Source organism: Staphylococcus pasteuri, from assembly GCF_030547725.1.
In the GTDB taxonomy this organism is placed as follows: Bacteria; Bacillota; Bacilli; order Staphylococcales; family Staphylococcaceae; genus Staphylococcus; species Staphylococcus pasteuri.
The window spans coordinates 1-272 of record NZ_JAUOQO010000341.1 but is presented as its reverse complement, the minus strand read 5'-3'; the positions used below and the strand labels follow the sequence as shown (position 1 = coordinate 272).

Annotated in this window: 1 pseudogene; it reads right to left on the bottom strand. The window is 23.9% G+C overall.

The features are described from left to right. Nucleotides 1–8 precede the first annotated feature (8 nt). Nucleotides 9–272 (bottom strand): annotated as a pseudogene (locus Q4528_RS13915) (YfhO family protein); the annotation flags it as partial.

Sequence of the window (272 nt, the reverse complement as noted above, 5' to 3'; positions counted from 1 at the left end):
GCACCTTAAGTATGATAGGCGAAGGCACTTATAAATATGACGCTTTGCGCAATAATATTTTTTAGAAGATAATATTTAATTTTTACATTTTTAAAATATTTAACATAAAGTCCTATTAACATAGCTGAATTAAATGCAATGATAAAATGCAATCTTTTTTGTGGGGCAGAGAATCCATTAAATAACTGGTCTATAAACGGTACAAAATTAAATAAAATAAATACATAAGTTAGAATAGCAAATAAACGATAATAAAAATGTTTATATAATTT